Genomic DNA, 19,322 nt, shown 5'->3' on the forward strand with positions numbered 1-19,322 from the left:
ACATTCCGAATTACGAAACACCTATCGAAGCGACAGCGTATTCGAAGCACAGCGTATTCGTAATTCGCATTTCTAGCTTACATACCATTTACTATGAACATGCACATCTGAAGCCGCTAGCATCTCATCAGCATCAACCCACTTATACTGACTATGCTGAGCATCAGGTAAATCATCTAAAGCAATATCAAGTACTACTTCATAGGCAAGTACAATGTAGTGTGTACTAACTTCATCACAGAACACCTTATCGTCACTAAAAACACAGTCATCGTAAAAGTGTTCATACACACCATGAAACTTAGCATTTTCAATAGATAAGTGAACGCCAAGTTCATTTAATACCAAACGAGTAAACGCATCATCTTTGCGTTCATCTTTTAATATACGGCCACCAGGTACAAACCAATAACCTTGTGCTGGTTTGTTATTACGATAACCTAACAAGTATTGTCCTTGGCTGTTTCGAATAACCAAGTCAATTGATATAAGAGGCGTTGAGGCAATAACAGTTTTAAAAGTTTCTTTTTCTAAGAACATAATTTCTCTACAAGCTTTCTACTTCTTTACAAACCGTCATTGTGGCGGAGGCCGCAATCTAGCTTTCTACTTCCTGAATTTATTTCAGGATCTCGCTTTAGCTTTTGGCTTTCTAGCTTTCTAGCTTTCTAGCTTTCTAGCTTTCTAGCTTTCTAGTTTTCTAGTTTTCTAGTTTTTAGCTACGATAATCATCCTGATGCTCAAGGAACCAAGCATACGTCTCAGCTAGCCCATCTTTAAGAGAAATCTTAGCTTCATAACCAAGCGACTTTAAGCGAGATACGTCCATCAGCTTTCTTGGCGCACCATCTGGCTTAGTAGTATCAAACTCTAATTCAGCTGTTAAGCCAATAACATCGGCTAAGGTTTCAGCAAGTTCACGTATAGTACAATCTATACCTGTACCTACATTAATATGGCTCATCATTTCTTGAGTATTCGCTGTATAAATATCACTACTTAGCTCTAATACATGAATACTTGCAGCTGCCATATCATCTACGTGTAAAAATTCACGCATTGGCTTACCTGTACCCCAAACAACTACTTTATCATCACCATTAAGCTTTGCTTCGTGAAAACGGCGCATCATGGCAGGAATAACGTGAGAGTTTTCAGGATGAAAGTTATCGTTTTCACCATAAAGGTTAGTAGGCATTACCGAGCGGTAATCTACTCCATATTGGCGGTTATAACTTTCACAAAGCTTTATACCAGCAATTTTAGCAATGGCGTATGGTTCATTCGTTGGTTCTAAATAACCTTTTAGCAACTCTTCTTCTACCATTGGTTGCGTGGCAAGCTTTGGGTAAATACATGAAGAGCCTAAGAAACAAAGTTTTTTAACACCAGCTTTAAACGCTTGATGAATAATGTTTGCTTCTATCATTAGGTTTTCATAAATAAATTCGGCTGGGTAAGTATTATTCGCATGAATACCTCCAACTTTAGCCGCAGCTAAATAAACCTGATCTATATTTTCAGAGTCGAAAAAATCTGCAACCGCAGCTTGATCTAATAAGTTAAGCTCAGAGCGCGAACGAGTAACAATCTCATGACCACCACAAGCTTCTAAGTTACGAACAATAGCAGAGCCCACCATACCACGGTGCCCTGCTACAAATACGCGAATATTTTTCATTTTTAAAACCTTTTAAATTCACCACCGAGACACCGAGTTAAACGAGACAAAAATCTCTGTGTTCTCTGTGCCCTCTGTGGCAAAACATTTTTTTGATTAATTTTCTAAAGAAATAGAAACATCATGCCCATGAGCTTTAAGCAATGCATGGCGTTTAGCCTTATCAAGGTCGTGCTGTACCATTTCAGCACACATTTCTTCAACAGTAATTTCTGGTACCCAACCAAGCTTTTCTTTTGCTTTTGTAGGGTCACCTAATAACGTTTCAACTTCTGCTGGACGATAATAACGAGGATCAACACGCACAATCACATCACCAACACTAAGCGCAGCAGCGTTATCACCAGTAATAGCGGTAACAGTAGCAATTTCTTGCTCACCTTCACCACTAAACTCTAATTCAACACCAAGTTCTAATGCAGATAAACGTACAAATTCACGAACCGAAATTTGTTTACCCGTAGCAATAACAAAATCGTCTGCTACATCTTGTTGTAACATCATCCATTGCATTCTTACGTAATCTTTTGCATGACCCCAATCACGTAATGCATCCATGTTACCTAAAAATAGACATTTTTCTAACCCTTGAGAAATATTACTCAGTGCACGAGTAATTTTACGGGTAACAAATGTTTCACCACGACGTGGTGATTCATGGTTAAACAAAATACCATTACAAGCATACATCCCGTAAGATTCACGGTAATTTACGGTGATCCAATATGCATACATTTTAGCAACGGCATAAGGTGAACGAGGATGGAATGGCGTAGTTTCTTTTTGTGGTATTTCTTGAACTTCACCATATAGCTCTGAAGTTGAAGCTTGATAAAAACGTGTCTTTTTCTCTAACCCTAAAAAGCGAATCGCTTCTAAAATTCTAAGAGCGCCCATTGCATCAACATCGGCCGTATATTCAGGACATTCAAACGATACTGCAACGTGTGATTGTGCACCTAAGTTATACACTTCATCAGGCTGTACGTCTTTAATAATACGAGTTAGGTTAGACGAGTCTGATAAATCACCATAATGTAAAAAGAACTTTGGGCTTTCCTCATGTGCATCTTGGTAGATATGATCAACACGTTCAGTGTTAAAACTTGAAGCTCTACGTTTAATACCGTGTACTTCATAACCTTTTTCTAATAATAATTCGGCTAAATACGAGCCATCTTGGCCAGTTACGCCAGTGATTAATGCTACTTTGTTAGTCATTTCTATTCCTTTACTGAATCTTAATTTTTGAATTCTGTGTTTAAACTATAAGCTCTTAATTCGAAGTTTTCTAATTTGAGGCTTGTGGTTTGTCTCTTTCTAGCTTTCTAGCTTTAAGCTTGTGCTTAATAAGCTGTTTTGAAAAGTGATAAATAAAACGAGGGTTTTGTTTTAGGTAGCGTTTCCATAAACGTTTTGGTTCAGAGCAAAGTCTAAATAACCACTCTAATCCTAATTTTTGCATCCATCTTGGCGCATGTTTTTTACTGCCAGCAATAAAATCAAATGCAGCACCAACACCAAGCATCACACAATTTAAATTTTCTTTGTGCTCTGCCATCCAAATTTCTTGTTTAGGACAACCAATACCAACAAAAAGAATATTCACATCTGCATTTTTAATATCTTGTATTACTTGCTGATCTTCGTCTTCTTTTAACGGTCTAAATGGTGGAGAGTAAGTATATGTAATTTGGATATCAGGATATTGTTTCTTTAACTTTGAAACGACCTCTTTTAGAAGTTTGTCCGAGCTACCACCATAAAAACCAACATTTAAATTTTCTATACCTGATAATTCACAAATTGCATTCATTATATCTTGGCCTCTAACTTGTTCAGCTTCAGCAGAGCCCAACAGTTTTTGCCCCCAAGATATTGGCTTACCGTCAGCTAATACAAGGTCAGCTTGATTTACTACACTCTTAAAAGAATTAGAGTCAAATACCTCCATACACATATGTACATTTGAAACGCAAACATAAGCAGGTTGTTTACTTTGAGACTTTTGTATTATTTTAAATAATGCTTTTTGTAAATTGGTTACTGCAACTTGCATATTTATGATCGTAGAAAAAGAATCAAACATTAGCTTTACCGGGGTTTCTGACAGAGAATTCCAATCCTCTAGCGTCATACTCAAACGCACCATTTTTTATACGGCATTCATGTTCAATAATATCCAAATCATTAAAGCGGCACCCTATAATTTTTGCAGGATTTCCTCCTACTATAGAGTAAGGATCTACATCTTTAGTCACTACGGCACCAGCTGCTACAATAGCACCTCGGCCAATTTTAACCGGATTTAACACAATAGCCCCAGCACCGATCCATACATCATCCTCTATATCAATGAACTGTTTCCGTATGTTTGAATCAGTTTCAATGTCACCTATCCATGTTGAAAACCGTATAGGCGTTCCAATTTGCTTATGGTCGTGATCAAAACGCCCAATTAAATTAACAGAGTTAGCAATTAACACTGAGTTGCCTATCTTGGTATTTGTTTCAATATTGACCCATTTTCCTAAGTAAACGTTATTACCAATTTTAATAAAATCTGGAGCCCATAATTCACCACCTTTACCGATATGTAAATTTCTTCCATAAGTTAAAAACGATTTTTTTCTTAACAACTTGGATTGTGTTCTTAGTTTTTTTAAATAAGCGATAATTGTTTTTTTCATTACTAAATTAATCCGATAAACACTTAACTATGCCATCAACAAAATTATTCGCCATAGATTCAACAGTGTATTTTTCACTATCATTTAAGGCCTGGTCACACATTGCTTTATATCTATCACTTTCATTTAAAAGTTCAATTATTCCAATGGCGTAGTCTTTGGCATTTCCAGGCAAGACTAGCCCGTTTATGTCATTTTCTAAATAATCATACTCTGGACTATGTAATGCATCTTCTGTAGTTATCATAGGAATGCCCACCGCAAAAGAATCTAATATATGCAACCCTACTAATCCAGGATTTAAAAAAATATGTGACAAACGATAAAACAAGGCTTTATCTTGCCCTTTTTTTACCCCCACAAGTGAAAGCCAATCTCTTGTCTGTGAAGCATTTTTCAAGATATGTGCATCAGGCCCATCACCAATTATAACTAAATGAAATTTTTTATTCTTAGTTTTAATGTAATCAGCAGCTTCTAACATTAGGTTTAGACGCTTTTCTTTATAAAGTGATCCACAATAAATCCCCACTACAGAGTTTTCTTCAATTCCTAAATCACTTCTAACTCGTTCAAGATCTTCATTGCTAATGTTAGCTAATTGATCTTTGAAGCCATCAATATCAATAGCATTGTTTAGGCAAGTTATATTACGTTCAGGAAAAGATTTATTTACTAAGTAATCAACTGTAGACTTTGTGTAGCCAAACCACCAATCAACACTGGTTAACCACTTTAATTTCCAAAGCTCTTTTATACCTTCAGGTTTGGTACTTTGTAAATTCTTGCCATGTCCCCAAAACGCAATTTTTTTCTTCAATAACTTTCTTTTTATAATTTGTGGATAATTGGAAATAATTCGATTTTCTTGCATTAATACAAGAAGTTCACATTCATTGACCACATTTGGAAGTTTTTGCCAGATTAAATCTACACCTGATACGGTACAAAAATAATTCTTAATTTTATTGGCCCAAGTCAAGTGTCCTTCATCTTTTCGCTGTGATTCTTTTGCCGATGCACCACCGTGCACTAAATGTAACTCCACATTTTTATGCTTAAGCTTCTTTTTCATTAAATTAAATAAATCAACACGATAATGAAGTAATCGATGCTGAACAATGACAACTTTTTTCATTTATTTTTTCTTGTAATTAGGTATTTAAATCGGGAAAACGTTTTGCTCAATTGAATTTTAAGCCAAGTTAACAAATCAATGCATGTACAATACTTTAGTGAAAACAACGTCATATTGTGGTTTTTATTACTCAATTTTTTAAAGTCAACAAAGTCTAATCCTAAAATTTTCTTTAAGGCAAAAGGATAAAATGGGACACCATGAATTGAGGAATTTATTTCTATAATTGTTATTAGTTTATTTTTAATTGCAAATAAATTTTGTTCTTTATCATATTCAGAAAAACGAGGATAAAAATATACTATATTTTTATTGGTTAAATTAGCTAACTGTAAATATTCAAGTCTTGGAGAATGATGAAGAATTTCATTAGCTTGGGATCGTTTTTTTTCTTCTGTTAGATCAAACTGGCCTGATAAAGAAATAATTAAGTCAACGGTGCATATATCACCAAGTAGCACCGCTGCATAGCCACCAGCACTTGAACCGATGAATGTTGTGTTAAATCCTTCAATTTCTTTATCTAAAAAGCATTTCAATTTATCTATACTGTCAATTTCCTCATTAATACCTTCGACATACCATTGCTTGTATACATCTCTAATAAATATGACTTTTTCATAGTTCTTTGGGTAGAGTTTCTGCCACTCGTAACGGTCAGTATCTATAGTTTTATTTAGTTCTTCTTCTGTATTTGGGAAATACAGGCCATTGCCACTAAAAAAAACGATACACTTACCATTTTTGATACTGGAGTTTATAATTTTATAATTATCTAAACTTCTGGCTTTGTTTAAATTGGAAAGAGTAAATTGATATTTTGAATTCATGATATTTAAAGGTTTGTTTTTAAATGGAAATAATTAGAAGAAAAATGAGATTTAACAAAGGTTACCAATAGCAACTGTTTTCAACATTTTTTGCTGCTTTAGGTTTCTCATTTTCTGTAGGTCTAACCCAGTTCTCATTTATTATATCTTTAAAGTCTTCTTTGACTTCCCACCGTCTACCGTAAACTCCAAATAATAGTTGGGTAGCGCCACCTAGGTGAATAGCTGATCTACCACTTTTTTTAATAAATGATGCTAACGGTAAACCATATGCACCGGCTCCGATTATAGCTATATCGAAATCAAGCTTAGATATGTCATTTTGCATACCTTCTAAAGCTTCAAACCATGAGCTATATGTATCACTATCACCGCCTAAAGATTGAACAGCTTGATAAGTTGATAACTCAAACTCTGGTAATACACTTTCATCTTTAAATAACAGTTTCCTGTTTTTATATTGCCCTTCAATGCTATTATTAAAAGGATGAACAACTAAAACCTTCTTATCCTTTAAAGCAGAAGTCCAAGGGTTAGAATAAAAATATGGTTCCAAACTTCTTAGTTTTGTTATAAAAGCATTTTCACAGTATTCATTCGCGATAACGTCTTCAAAAGGGTTCATCCATATACCTAGAACATCAATATTAGAAATATGCTTGAAATACATTTCACTGAACAGGTTTAAATTATCAGTAGTAACCGGAAAAAATCCGGATAGGCTTTGTATCGTCTCTCGTTGTTTTTCATTATAATCAACATTATTCTTGAACGATCTCAAAACAGATAATTCAGTACTTCCTAACCGAGAAACCATGAACGGGTTATTACTATTAATAAGGTCTTTTATATATTCATTGGCATTATATTCATTTAAGAATTCACCAGAGTAATCTTTTAAACATGTACTATATAAAAAATGTCTTAGCCAATTATAGGCTTTAGTATTTTTAATAATTTCAGTAATTTTTTGTTTCATTTTTATAAACTATATATTTCTTTTACTTACCACGAAGCCATTGTAACAAATAGCCACCTACCCTACGTACCATGCCTTTGAACCAATATTGAAATAGATGTCTTTTGGGTGCATTTTTAAATACAAAAATGGTAAACCACCTCAAATTTGCCCCACCTTTCATTCCAAATAAATGTTCGTAATAATTTTTCCAGGACTTTTCATTTAACAACTTCATCCCGCCACTTTCTTCATGAAATATTTTAATTTTCGCATCATAATTGCAATAAGTTTTGTAACCAAAATTTGTAGCTCTTATTGAAAAGTCTAGGTCTGCCATAGTTTGAGGAAAATTCCTTGAATCATAAAAGCCAATATCCTCAAAAACGCTAGTAGGGATCAAGAACCCACGTCCTGGGAATATATTTATCTCATGAATTCCATTTCTAAATTCTTTATCAACCTTGTCTAACGCAAACTCAGATATCTCATTATTCCAATTTAGAATTTCTCCAGCAAACAGAGCGTTGCCGGTTGCATTATCAACTGCTAATGCACCTAATAATGCACTTGGTTTTCTCTCAAGCCAATAATTCATTTTTTCTATAAAGTCAGGAAATGGTAAAGTATCATCATTTAATGTCATAACATATTTAGCACCCAAGGAGATCGCGCGCTTAATACCTATGTTGGTTGCCTCAGCCCACCATAAGTCACCTTTTTCTTTTAATAAGAGAACTTCAGGAAACTCTTCCTCAATCATTTCTGAAGTTCCATCAGATGAACCATCATCAACAATGATAATTTTAAAGTTTTTTGATGTTTGCCTAGATAAAGCGCTTAAATAGTTTTTAGTGAAATCTTTTCTATTAAAAACCGGCGTTATGATATATATCATTTGAATGACTTGCTCTATGTTCAAAAAAACAGGAAAAGTGGAAAGATTTGTTATGAATATCTAATTTTAAAGCGGAATAAATCTATTACCCAAACCTTAAATTCATAATCAGTCATTTTCCTAAAAGAAGTTGAATAACACATTCCAATAAGAACCCACAAAAAAACATGATTTAACGAGAAGTTATTAACATCTTCTACCCATGCATAAGCCCAACGAAAAGCTAAAAACAATCCTAAAATTTTGCTAAAAACATTATCGGAGTTGTTTATAGCTAAAAATGAAGCCTTATAATAAACCAAAAATAATAATACGCAGCCGATTAAACCTGTCCAAGTAAAAACATTAAGAATAGCAACTTCATTACCCAGCCTCTCGTTACGTCCAGTCATGTCCTGCTCGCCGAAGTGTTCACTTATATTACCACGTGCAGGGCTTCTACCAAAATACCAAGAATCATTTAAACTAGCTGTAGATAGCACATCAAGATAAAGGAAAGTTCTAGTATCAGCTGTCAAATTGTCTTCAGTTTTATCCCCCTTCATATCAAACCTCGTTTGTGTATAATTGCCTTCTATATATGTACTGATTTTAAAAACATTAAAAGTCCCAAATGAAGCTAAAGAAAAGAGAATGATCGGACATGCAAATAATGCAATTCGAATGGAATTTAATAAGCTTAAAGAGAAATATGTTCTAAAGTAATAGAACATGCCTAATATGAGGGGAACTACAAATTTTATAACATTACTTCGTGCACCAAAATCAGAAAAAATCACAAAAAGTGAAATAACAATTAGAAATAATTTACACTTGTTATTTAATGGACCTATAAATAATAAAATTAAAGAAAATGGTACCAAATAAAAACCATACGCATCTGTAGGCATTATAGGTAAGATCAAAATAAATGTTAGAGTCGTATATATTATAAGAAACTTTATAATCTTTTTTACAAGTATTGAGTTTACTGAGCAATAAGCGACTAAAGGAACGCATAGCGCTAAAGCATTTGTGATTAAGCCTTTATAATCCCAATAATTTTCAGCAATAAATGCTCCTCTAACAATACATATGACATTCCAACTCAGATATAGGCTTACCCAAAATAACATTTGTAATTGTCTTTTATGTGAGTAGCTATTTATTGAAAAAATAACTGTAACTAAAAATAAACTCTTTATAATCCAACCAATAGTAGTATTGTTTATTAATGCAATCCCAGAGTACGCATGAATTAAGGGAGCTACAGAAAGTATTGCTATAAGTAAAATAAAAATAGAAATAAGACGATGTTTTTGAATAATCATCGGGTTATTACTTATCAGACAATTTATACAAATCAAGAATACTTTCAACACCATGCTCAAGGCTATATTCTTTATTCGCTTTAGTTATTGCTTTAATTTTCATTTCTTCACGCAAAGTAGGACTTTTATATAATTTGATAATCGAATTAATTAACCCTTCTATATTTGGATTAATCAAAAGGCCTAAATCATCATCTTCAATCAGATCTCTGAGACCTACAACGTTGTATAAAATAGAGGGAAGTCCGCAAGCCATGGCTTCTAAGGCTGAATTCCCCAAACCTTCAAAGTCCGATGGCATTAGATAAAGATCAGAAGCAACTAGATACTTCCTTACAGAGGTAGTATTGCCAACAAAGCGTACTTTACTTTCTAACCCACATTTAAAAGTTAATTCCTTTTCCTTACATTCCGTTTCACCTCTGCCAAGATGTAAATAGAATATATCAATTGAATTAGGAAGGTTAGCTAATGCTTTTATAATATGATGATGGTTTTTCATATCACAACACCCCCCAACAGATACTACAACAAAGCAATCTATTGGTATGTTTAGTTCAGCTCTTATTTTATTTTTTTCAGAATTATCTGTTAATGGATAAAATTTACTTTCATCAAACCAGTTGTTTACCTTTACAGTTGAATTTTTATAATAATCTCTTTCATTTTCAAATACACTTTGTCCGATACTTTGAAAAGTTAAGCCAAATAATTTTCTAGCAGAGTACCTTTCCAATACTGCTTTTAGCCAAGTTACCTTTCTATTTTTAAATACACTGTGGACTGTTCGAATAACTCTATAACCTGCCAGAAAGCCACATAAAGAAAAAAACCAAAAATGTTTTGATTTATGGATGTGTAATACACTGGCATTTTCTTTTTTTAAGTATTTATAAAAATTATAAAAATAAAGTACAAACTGCAAAACATTGTTTAGTTTCAAGCATTTTAATGGAAAATGTTTAATCGAATAATTATTTTTTTTGAGATTTGGTGCGAATTCTCCAACATCTTTAGCTGTACTTATAGCTACTAATTTATACCCTTTATTTTCAAAAAAACGTCCAGCTTGTGCATACATCATTTCAGCACCTGAAAACTTTAATTCATTAAAGATATGTATTATTTTTTTACTTCTTAATTCTTCCATCATTTAGCTTTAAATTGACTTTTGTTTAGATTGTAATAAATATTCTCATAAGACGTTGTAACCATTTCAGTTGAAAACCTTTGATGTACATTTTTAAGACCTGAACGCCTTAACTTATCCCATAATTCGGGATTATTTATTAACTCATATAGAGTGTTTGTAATATGTTCATGTTTAGCTACATCTATTACTAATCCTGCTTTTTGAACAACCCAAGGCACGGCTCCGCTTTTTTCCCCTGCAACTACCGGAACTCCTAAAGCCATAGCTTCTAATAAAACCATACCAAACGACTCCTCCAAGGATGGATGCAGAAAGACGTCAGCAATAGCCATTTCATTTAAGACATCGTTATAAGGCAACTTACCCTTGAAATGAATACCATAGCCTATTCCTTTGTCAATGACCCAATCATTAGCTACTCCTCCTTTTTCAAAACAATCACCATAAACCTTTAAAATTGCATCGGGTATTAATTTTTTTAATTCTGAAAACGCCAACAAACCTGCTTTGCAGTTTTTTAACGCATTCCATCCATTCGATACCATTATAATTATTGGTGCATTAGAATTTATAGTCTTTGCATCATCTACATTTGTATTCATTAACTGTTCAGATAGTGGGTTAGGTATAACGTCTACATGTCTTTTCGTAAATAAATGAATTTTCTTTACCATATAAGGGGAAACAGTAGTTAATTTTTTCGCCTTTTTCATTGCAACAAACGCTATGAAAAATCGTCCTAATCGATAAATATTAGGCATAAACTTCAATACATCCAAGGGAGAATCGTGACAGGTTATGATATGAGGTTTACCTGAACTGATTGCTGCTAGAGCAAACTCATATGCCCAATGAGCATGAACTATGTCTGGATTACTCTTATTTATAGCCTTTAAAAGGCTTTTTCGTTCCCAATAGAAAAAATCGACTATTCTACCTAGGTACTTCCCATTCATTCTAATTGAATGCTTTCGTTGTGGACTGTAATAAATAGAAAAATTATTTCCCTCGGCAAGAAAAGGCTGCTTACTATTTATTTCTAAATCATTTGATGTTGTAAATACCGAAACCTTATGTCCTCTTTTCAACAACTCAGTAATTACTGGTGCTAGAAGCGAACTACCAAAACCAATTGGTAACGGAACATCTGGTTCATGCAACAAATGTTTTATACTTTCTGTTGAAACCGGTGCTGCTATCCCTATGTGTATAGCCATAAAATACTTCTATTATATTCAAAAAAGGTTAACAAATTGCTATTAGACCTTATTTAATGTGAACTACTCCGTAGTTCACTAGGTCCTGACGCATACATTTTTTCATCTTCGATTTTAATAGTTGCTCACCTAAATTAATTGGTAAAATACCATTGAGGGGTACAGGAGCGCCCTTACTATATGCTTCGTTAGATAGCTTACTGCTTTTAACATTTCGATTAGTAAAGCTATTTTCTTTTTTCTGCCCCTTTTCATGCCCCCAAATAGAATAATATCCATTTATTTTTTGTAGATTAGGTTCAAACCATAGATAAGGAGATTCAGATAAAAATGCAGCCCAAGCACTATAGGATGATACAGAACATACTATTAAATCTGAATTTGCTAAAGCTAGCATATCAGAGACATCTGAATCGGGAATATCTATTGTAGTCACTGCGTTACAAACATCTAGCAAAGGTTTTAATTGATCTAAGTTCCCATCAGTAACAATGAGAAACTGAACTTTATCATTTAATTGAGCTTGTAGTGACTTAGCTATATTTATATACCATTGAAGGGGTAAAGATTTATTAAATTTACCTTTGTAGTCTTCTATATTAGATGAGGAAGTGAAATCCCCTAACCTAATATGCATCCCAACAGTGATATAATCAGGATTAAGTCGAGAGTTGATCTTTAAAAGATTTTTAAAAGCGAACTTACTTAGATATAACGTTGACTTTATATGTTCTCTGGCTTCAATTAAGTGCCTATACCCCCCCCACATGCCTTGTGTGGTAATAACCCATGCCTCTCTTTCATCAAGCCTATGTTTAGCGGAAAAAATCTTAATAGACTCAGTCAAGTTCCCCTCGCTTTCATAAAAATCGGCTTCAGTGAAATCAATTCTAGGTAATAATGCTTCGATAGCCCTATGTGCTAACCAATCATAACGCGGCGTTCCAAAATGCCGCCAATATTTCCTATGGTTGAATCCAAAAGCGGGAGGTAAAACTTTAACTCCCAAAGTTGCCCCTGCTACGACACTTCGTGCCCAAGGGATTAATTCATTTCCTAAACCTGCCCCTCGCCCTGAGACGTGCGGCATACATAACTTTAAAGTTGAACTCATCTATAATATACCCATTTAAAATAACAAAACCCTAACGACTGACTAAATGTAAAGCTATAAAAATAATATCGAATAAATATAAAGTGAGACTCATTGCAAAGATACTTTTAAGTTAGCATTCATTTGAAAACTACTGAAATTTGGTAATCATTTTTTTTACAATCAACTTGTTTATATCTCTATCTTTAGTATTAAAACCAACAAACCAAGTAACAAAGACAAAGACCACACAATTTAAAAATAAAACAACAAATAGCCGCAGATTGTCATTTAAGATGTGGGCGCTAAAAGCTAAAACCATAGAAAATGTCATAATAAAGGACATTAAGCATCGAAATATTACGTCTTTAAAAAAATATGAAATAGATAGAGAACAATACTTTTTAGAGAAAAATAAAATAATGCTCGCCCAAATCATTGTATGAAAAATAAATACAACATATAAGCTATAAGCTGGAAATGCATTTTTGAATAGAAGATAACCTACAACAAGGGGAAAGATGTTTAGAAATGAAGTGTAAATTTGAAACCTCTTTATATTTCCAACAGCTGCAATAGATGAATCTAAAGTCAAAAAAGGTTGCTGCATTAAATGTTTTATTAATAGCAAGCGGCAAAAAACTATGGCATGCTCAGGCACTTCTTTTAACCATAAACTGAAAATATATGGCATTTCTATGATAACTGGTATATAAAATATCATTAATAAAAAAAACGATACCTTACTGCCTAATAAAGATGCATTAAGCATCAATGTACGATTACCACCACCTTCACTTTTAACTATAAGTGGGTTTAAAGCTTTGAGCATTGTTGATGAGAATGCCCCTAATTGCCCGCTTACTTGTGCTGCAATAGCTTGCGCTGCATTTACAACAGGTCCAAAGAACATATTTAAAATGATTCCTTGTCCATAAAAAGACAACATACTTGTAGATGATCCTAAAAATGACCAAGACGCAAACCCGCCCATTTCTATAAACAAAGGTTTGTCAAAATATTTTTTAATGTTTATGTCTACTTCACAGTAGTTTTTATGACAATAAACTCGTTTTATAAGTAGCATTAAAATTGCTGATATTGCCATTAATAAACCAAAGCTAATCAGTTTATCAAAGTCGGTATAGGTGATATAAATTGCAACGCCTAGTTTTAAGAACGCTTCTAGTACACCAGTTATAGCGACAAACAGCATATTTTCATGTGCGTTAATCACAGCATCATACGGTACTGAAATGATAGTAAAGAAAGTACTTATCACCATAAACTGAAATACATATTTTGCCGCTTGCATCCTGTTTTGCGGAATATCTAACACATTTTCAAATAGAAAATAGCCAACAACTTCTAAAAGTATTACTACGGCTATAGCAATAAGAGCGTGAAGGAGAATACTTACGTTAAAAATATTCTTTTGTTTGTCTGTATTCCCTTCACCTTGGGCATACGACATAAAACGTTGGGATGCTGCAGCCATAGCCGCATTTAAAAACACTAACATAGCAACCATACCGGCTACTAAGCTATATATACCAAAATCTTCTGTACCTAAAGAGCCTAAAACTAACCTGGTGACATACAAAGATATAAAAACAGTAATAGCCATGCGAGCGTAAAGAAAGCCTGTATTTTTGGCTACGCGTTTTGCGCTAGCATGTCCTTTGTTACTGCTAGGTTCGGTTATTGACTTGGTCATTTTAAATTAAGCTGAATTGTTTTTGTTATATTTTTTAAATAGGTTATTTAGATTTATATTCGTAGTTATAATAACCATACTCACCGAAATAACTGCTCGCTTTCTTCTCAACAGCATTAAATATAATGCCTTTTATGTCGATACCATTTAATTCGAATCGGTTTGCTGCTGCGGCAATTTCTTTTAATGAGGTTTGATTAAAGCGTGTAAGTAATAAAGTAGTACCTACATGGTGACCTATAATTGCAGGATCGGTTACGGCTAAAATAGGTGGAGTATCAATAATCACTAAGTCATATTCACTGGCAACTGTATTTAACAGGTCGGTAAAGCGTTGTCCCATTAATAACTCAGACGGGTTTGGTGGTATTTGACCTCGGGTTAATAAGCTTAAGTTCTCAACATCTGTATTTTTAATAGCTGTATTTAAATCTATATCACCAATTAGATGATCGGATAAACCATTGTCCCAAAGTTTACCAAACATCTTTTGTACATAACCTTTGCGCATATCAGCGTCAATTAAAAGTACCTTTTGGCCTGATTGTGCTAGTACAGTCGCAAGGTTGGCTGAGATAAATGACTTACCCACTTCAGGGCTTGCACCTGAGATCATTATAATGTTATTTTTAGCTTCGAGCATGGCAAAGTGTAGTGATGTTCTTAAACTTCTAATTGCTTCGATTGCAAGATCGGAGGGATTTGCTTTCGCTACTAATATTTCTTGTACTTGTTTCTTTTTACGACCCAGTTTTGTGCTAAGTTTTTCTTTTAATTTTTGCTTATCTAAAAACTTAGTTTGCGTGTCACTTAAAGGTATTGTGGCATAAACCGTTAAACCGATATCTTCAAAATCTTGTGGGTTGGTTACGCCCCGATGAAATGCAGCTTTAATTAGTACGAATGCGACAGATAATATCCCCCCCAAGAAGGCAGCAATAATTACCATCATAGGCTTATTAGGTTTTATCGGTTTCCGTCCTACTACAGCTTCATCAATTATATTAATATTACCAACGGTACCAGCCTTGGCGACTTTTAATTCTTGGTTTTTATTAAGTAGGGCTAAATATATCCCTTGGTTTACTTCTACATCTCTAGCTAAACGTAAGACTTGCTGTTGAGTAGCAGGTAAGCTTTTAACAGAAGTAGTTAATAATTCTTTTTGCTTTATTAGTTCGCTTTTCTTTTTAGCTAAAGATACATAACTTGGATGCTCTTTAGTAAAGCGTTGTGCAAGTTCAGCTTCTTTAAATGAAAGGTCATGTAAACGAGTATCTAACCTAACCACTTGTTCTAAAATTGATTGTGTTTCTAAAGAGAGATCTACCGATTCATTTTGTAGACGGTAATCATTTAAATTAACTTCGGCCAAATCTAATTCGGTTTTAACTGTTGGTATTTCATTTTGTACATAATCTATAGACTTTTGAACTTCTATCGACATGCGTTGTACATTTTGCAGTAAAAACCCTTGAGTAATAGCGCTTAACGTTTTTAGTACAAGTTGCTGATCTGTTCCTTCATAGGCAGCGATTAAAATACCGGTATCTTTACCCGCCCCATTAACGCTTAATGCTAATTTTATATTCCGCATTACATCTTCACGAAATAGCCTTTTTAATAAAAATGATGTTCCAGGTTTTGAATTTAATGTAGTAATTAACAGTTCTATATTACTATTTTCGGTTTTCGCAACTTGATTAAGCTTGCCTGAAAGTATTAGTTTCTCGTCATACCATAAAGTATAACTATTGTTACCTTCATTGATCACTTCAAAGGTTTTATCTAAATAGCTTGGCGATACGTTGAACTTAGCCACTTTTATTTGTTCGCCGCCCCAAGCGTAACTGTCATCAAAAACTGCTGAAATTATTGGTTCATTATACTGAGAAGTATGTTCATCAGTTATCCCATACTTTCTAAAATAATAAGCACCTAAACTACCTTTAAGTTTTGGGGTTGCGATAATATCTAAGTTCAATTGATCAACTGCGTAACTAACAACACGGCGAGAGGTGAGAATAGCCATTTCGGTTTCTGGGTCATGCTCACCACCGAACATTTTTTCTAAATCGGCAACACCAGGTAGGCCACCTGATTTTTCTTCAATTTGAATTAATGCATCCGCTTGATATATAGGTGGCGATAATAGCGCATTGATAATACCTATTATGGCAAATATTGAAGTAACGCATATAATTAACCATTTATTATCAAGCAGTAATCCAATTTGGCGGCCAATGTCTATTTCGTCATTGGAATCATCTGAATTAGTTACACGGATTTTTTGATTATTTGATGATATTTTTTGTTCAGTCATAAGTTTCTAAGTTATAAAGCTAAAAGTAAGAGTTGGATCACCGCCTGCGCGGGAACGACGACTTTTGTGCTATGAATTAAGAGCTGGTTCACTGCCTATGCGAGGAAGATGGCCTTCGTACTATGAGTACTAACTGGTTCCCCGATTGCTCGGAAAAGCGAGCTTGAACTATAGGTTGTTATTTATTATCTATAGTCTTGGTTTACGTCACTTAAGTTACGAATACTTGTAAATGTTGGTAATAATTGCATTATCACACGGTTCCAACGGGCCACTGGTGCACTTGTAACATATACTATGTCTAGCGGTTTTAATTCAAACTGGGTACTTAGCAGTAGCATTGCGCCGTTTGATGCATCTAGTTGGTACACATCTACAAGTTTGCCTTTTTCGGTACTTGCACGTAATACAAAAATGCCGCTAGCATCACCAGTTGTTTCACTCATACCACCTGTGTTATTTAACGCTTCAGCTAAAGTTAAACCTGCTCGGTCAATTCTTTGGGTTTCAGCTTTTGCGACATCGCCCATTACAAACACTTTTAAGCCATCGTTACGTGGCACATGAATAATATCGTTATGTTGTAATAAACGGTTTTGGCTCATGTCACCTTTTTGATATAGGGCGTATAAGTCTAGCTTTTCTTCTGATGCACTTTGCTGTGTTGCTCTTGTTAAAGTTACTGAACGCCAATCTGCTAATGGGCTAATGCCACCGGTTGCGTTAAGTGCATCTAAAATGGTCATTGGTACATTGGTAATAGGAAGTACAGCAGGTTGCTTTATTTCACCGGTAACAAACGTTCGTTGTGATCTAAATGCGGCTACTGCTACGTCTATTTGTGGGTTTTCAATGTAACGACTTAGTCGTTTGGTAATTAAGTCGCGTACTTCAGTAACTTTTAAACCTGCAACTTTTACTTTACCAATGTATGGATAGAATAATGTGCCGTCTGAATGAACCACGTTACCACTTTCACCAGCACTTCTAAATTCTCCAGCAGGTATAGTAAGCTCGGGATGGTCCCAAACGGTAATGCTTAACACATCGCCCTTGCCTATTATGTAGCTATACTCTGATATTTGAGTTTCTAACTTACTATTAAGGCTTGCTTTAGGCTCTGCTTGTTTCAACTGAGCTAATACTTTCGGGGTGATGAACTTGGCATTGATTTGTGGTGATATGTCGAAAGACTCTTCGTTATCTGCTAATTCAACGTCGTCTACGTGGCCGCCAGGGACTAGGGTACAGGCGGAGAGGCTTGTTGATAGTAATGCTATGGTGAGGAGTTTTTTGTTTATTTTTTTCATAGGTTCTAGGAACGAGGAACTGGGAGCTAGGAACTAAGTTGATTCAAGTTTAGTTTGCTGTTCAGATTCTTTGTTATTTATCCGTTATGTTTTTTAATTATTTTTAAAATTTTTTCTTTAATGGTTGGCCAGTACGTTTCTTTATCATTTGGCCAAGCATTGATGCGATTGTTTTTGTTTCGTTTACTAATTCTAAGCCCAGTTTAGTATCGATAATTCCAATTTTAATTCCGATATAAAGTTGTGTTACTAACTCACCCGCTGAGCCTTTTGCGTAATAAAGAAATCTTGCTGATTCTTTAGGCGTTTCACGTTCTTCGCCTTCTGCTATGTTAGAAGGAATTGAAAGTGCGGAACGGGTTATTTGGTCTTTAAAGCCGAAGTCTCGGCATTTAGCTAATTGTTTGTATACTTCGCATGCTAGAACTGAAGATCGTTTCCATACGTTTAGTTGTTCGAATTTCATGATTTGTCCTTAAATTCATGTTTGTTTGAATTGTTAAGGATAGTAGAAAAATAGGAACTATCAGTTTTCAACGTTTTTTATTATTGTCTAGTTATTATTCAACTCTTAAGTCAGCTTTTGTGCCCAGGCTTTGCTGTTTATTTCTATTTGTTTGTAAGCGTGTTCAAAGGCTTCTGTGCTTTTTCTGTATGGATCTGGAATGTCTTCATCAGAATTCCATTTACCTAGCAGCATTATTTTGCCTGATGCTGACGGGTATTTTTGCATTAACACTTGTTGGTGTTTCTTTTCCATTACCAGGATTAAGTCAGCATTAGTAATTATTTCGGTACTTACTTGTCTGGCTTTATGGTTTTCAGCATTGTAGTTATTGTCAGTTAGTAACTTGGCGGCATTTTCTTCTATGCCTTTGTCTACTAACGCACCTAAGCCTGCCGAGCTTATTTGCTTACTTGGCATCAGGCTTTGTAATATTCTTTCAGCGCTTGGGCTACGGCATATGTTGCCTATGCAAACTGTTAATATTTTATTGAACATG

At 34.4% G+C, this 19,322-nt stretch carries 17 protein-coding genes and 1 pseudogene; all 18 read right to left on the reverse strand.

The genetic code is table 11. The features are described 5' to 3' along the window. Positions 1–72 precede the first annotated feature (72 nt). Positions 73–540 carry a GDP-mannose mannosyl hydrolase gene (locus RGQ13_RS13720; protein WP_348390308.1) on the reverse strand — a complete coding sequence of 156 codons (468 nt, stop codon included), beginning with the start codon at positions 538–540 and terminating at the stop codon, positions 73–75. A 175-nt stretch (positions 541–715) separates the two neighbouring features. Beyond that, positions 716–1,681, reverse strand: coding sequence for a GDP-L-fucose synthase (gene fcl, locus RGQ13_RS13725; protein ID WP_348390309.1), 966 nt, complete (start codon positions 1,679–1,681; stop codon positions 716–718). 96 nt (positions 1,682–1,777) lie between these two features. After that, positions 1,778–2,902: a GDP-mannose 4,6-dehydratase gene (gmd, locus tag RGQ13_RS13730; RefSeq protein ID WP_348390310.1), complete on the reverse strand. Its 1,125-nt coding sequence runs from the start codon at positions 2,900–2,902 to the stop codon at positions 1,778–1,780. A 70-nt stretch (positions 2,903–2,972) separates the two neighbouring features. Beyond that, positions 2,973–3,770 (reverse strand): WecB/TagA/CpsF family glycosyltransferase, encoded by a 798-nt coding sequence (locus RGQ13_RS13735; RefSeq protein WP_348390311.1) that lies wholly within the window; start codon positions 3,768–3,770, stop codon positions 2,973–2,975. A gap of 97 nt (positions 3,771–3,867) precedes the next feature. Next, positions 3,868–4,038, reverse strand: a pseudogene (locus RGQ13_RS20165) (DapH/DapD/GlmU-related protein); the annotation flags it as partial. Between the two features lie 340 nt (positions 4,039–4,378). After that, complete coding sequence (locus RGQ13_RS13745; RefSeq protein WP_348390313.1) at positions 4,379–5,509, reverse strand: glycosyltransferase family 4 protein; 1,131 nt, start codon at positions 5,507–5,509, stop codon at positions 4,379–4,381. Beyond that, positions 5,506–6,339 carry a hypothetical protein gene (locus tag RGQ13_RS13750; RefSeq protein ID WP_348390314.1) on the reverse strand — a complete coding sequence of 278 codons (834 nt, stop codon included), beginning with the start codon at positions 6,337–6,339 and terminating at the stop codon, positions 5,506–5,508. Before RGQ13_RS13750 ends, RGQ13_RS13745 begins: the two co-directional genes overlap by 4 nt. A 61-nt stretch (positions 6,340–6,400) precedes the next feature. After that, a complete protein-coding gene (locus RGQ13_RS13755) occupies positions 6,401–7,318 on the reverse strand; it encodes a hypothetical protein (RefSeq protein WP_348390315.1) in 918 nt (305 codons plus the stop codon). 22 nt (positions 7,319–7,340) lie between these two features. Then, positions 7,341–8,195 (reverse strand): glycosyltransferase family 2 protein, encoded by an 855-nt coding sequence (locus RGQ13_RS13760; protein ID WP_348390316.1) that lies wholly within the window; start codon positions 8,193–8,195, stop codon positions 7,341–7,343. A 50-nt stretch (positions 8,196–8,245) separates the two neighbouring features. Further along, positions 8,246–9,505, reverse strand: coding sequence for a hypothetical protein (locus RGQ13_RS13765; RefSeq protein ID WP_348390317.1), 1,260 nt, complete (start codon positions 9,503–9,505; stop codon positions 8,246–8,248). 7 nt (positions 9,506–9,512) lie between these two features. Then, on the reverse strand, positions 9,513–10,655 hold the full coding sequence (locus tag RGQ13_RS13770) for a glycosyltransferase family 4 protein (protein ID WP_348390318.1): 1,143 nt from the start codon (positions 10,653–10,655) through the stop codon (positions 9,513–9,515). Beyond that, positions 10,655–11,875, reverse strand: a complete 1,221-nt coding sequence (locus RGQ13_RS13775) for a glycosyltransferase family 4 protein (RefSeq protein ID WP_348390319.1) — start codon at positions 11,873–11,875, stop codon at positions 10,655–10,657. The genes RGQ13_RS13770 and RGQ13_RS13775 overlap by 1 nt, the downstream gene beginning before the upstream one ends. Positions 11,876–11,924: 49 nt before the next feature. After that, the gene (locus tag RGQ13_RS13780) at positions 11,925–12,989 is read right to left on the reverse strand and encodes an O-fucosyltransferase family protein (protein WP_348390320.1); all 1,065 of its coding nucleotides are present in this window, start codon (positions 12,987–12,989) and stop codon (positions 11,925–11,927) included. A gap of 130 nt (positions 12,990–13,119) precedes the next feature. Continuing rightward, on the reverse strand, positions 13,120–14,685 hold the full coding sequence (locus RGQ13_RS13785) for an MATE family efflux transporter (protein WP_348390321.1): 1,566 nt from the start codon (positions 14,683–14,685) through the stop codon (positions 13,120–13,122). 43 nt (positions 14,686–14,728) lie between these two features. After that, on the reverse strand, positions 14,729–17,008 hold the full coding sequence (locus tag RGQ13_RS13790) for a polysaccharide biosynthesis tyrosine autokinase (RefSeq protein ID WP_348390322.1): 2,280 nt from the start codon (positions 17,006–17,008) through the stop codon (positions 14,729–14,731). A gap of 185 nt (positions 17,009–17,193) precedes the next feature. Then, entirely contained in the window at positions 17,194–18,318 is a 1,125-nt protein-coding gene (locus RGQ13_RS13795) for a polysaccharide export protein (protein WP_348390323.1), read from the reverse strand. A 103-nt stretch (positions 18,319–18,421) separates the two neighbouring features. Then, on the reverse strand, positions 18,422–18,784 hold the full coding sequence (locus RGQ13_RS13800; protein WP_348390324.1) for a four helix bundle protein: 363 nt from the start codon (positions 18,782–18,784) through the stop codon (positions 18,422–18,424). A 105-nt stretch (positions 18,785–18,889) separates the two neighbouring features. Continuing rightward, positions 18,890–19,321 carry an arsenate reductase/protein-tyrosine-phosphatase family protein gene (locus RGQ13_RS13805; protein ID WP_348390325.1) on the reverse strand — a complete coding sequence of 144 codons (432 nt, stop codon included), beginning with the start codon at positions 19,319–19,321 and terminating at the stop codon, positions 18,890–18,892. Between the last annotated feature and the right edge of the window lies 1 nt (position 19,322).

The organism is Thalassotalea psychrophila, assembly GCF_031583595.1.
Lineage (GTDB): Bacteria > Pseudomonadota > Gammaproteobacteria > Enterobacterales > Alteromonadaceae > Thalassotalea_A > Thalassotalea_A psychrophila.